Source organism: Marinomonas piezotolerans, from assembly GCF_003362755.1.
In the GTDB taxonomy this organism is placed as follows: domain Bacteria; phylum Pseudomonadota; class Gammaproteobacteria; order Pseudomonadales; family Marinomonadaceae; genus Marinomonas; species Marinomonas piezotolerans.
Window position 1 is genome coordinate 1 of the sequence record NZ_QKRA01000029.1, and the last position, 1,141, is coordinate 1,141.

General features: G+C 41.7%; 1 pseudogene. It reads left to right on the forward strand.

The features are described 5' to 3' along the window. Positions 1–53: 53 nt before the first annotated feature. Positions 54–1,141: pseudogene (locus DN730_RS19295) on the forward strand (IS3 family transposase); the annotation flags it as partial.

A 1,141-nucleotide genomic window follows, 5' to 3' on the forward strand; every position in this document is an offset into this window, starting at 1 on the left:
TGACCCGTCCTAAATAAGGTTGTCACTTTTCAATACAACAATTGGAGAGTGCAATGACCACAACATCTAAGCGTACACAGCGTGATTATTACCTTGCCTTTAAATTGGCTGTTGTTGATCAAGTAGAAAAAGGCGAGCTGACCTATAAACAAGCTCAAAATAAATACGGTATACAAGGCCGTTCTACAGTTTTAGTTTGGCTTAGAAAGCATGGTCGGCTAGTTTGGAGTCAAGGTGTTTCGCCTTTACATCCAAAAGGAGGTCCTATGACTGAGTCAAAAGAGCTTACTCCTGAGCAGCGCATTAAAGAACTTGAAACTGAGTTGGCTGAGACTAAGAGAAAAACTGAGTTTTTTGAGCACATGATCATGGTGTTAAAGCGTGATTACGGGGTAAGCGTGTCAAAAAAGCCGCTTGCCAAACGATCCAAGAAAAGAAAGTAGAGGGCTTTAGTGTCATTGAATGTTGTCTCTATCTTGGTATCACAAGGCAAGCTTATTACAAACGCTGTTTACTAGCTGAGCGAAAAGACCATTTAAATAATGATGTGATCAATCGAGTGCAACGCATTCGTTTACGGCATCCTCGGATGGGTACGAGAAAGCTTCAGCATAAACTTGGCTTGGAACACTGCTGCTATTTTGGTCGAGACCGTTTGTTTAGGGTGCTTAGAGAAGCACGTTTATTGGTTAAAGTAAGGCGCTCATACCATAAGACAACACAGAGCCGTCACCGTTTTTACTGCCATCCAAACTTGATTAAGGATGGTGAAAATCAAATACAAGCAAGTGGACCTGAGCAGCTATGGGTGGCCGACATTACTTATGTTCCTACCCAAAATAGCGACACGTATCTCAGCTTGGTCACGAAAAATAGTGGGATATCACGTAGACGATACTCTAAGAACTGATGCCGTCATTAAAGTCTATAAAAATGCTTTAAAAGAACGAACGAAAACAGCTCAATTGCTCGTGCATCATTCAGATAGAGGGCTTCAATATTACTCTAAGCAATATCAACAGCTCCATGAAAAGCATGGAGTTCAGTGCTCGATGACGGATGGCTACGATTGCTACCAGAATGCGCTGGCTGAGAGGATCAATGGCATTATTAAAAATGAGTACTTAATCATGAAGCCGAA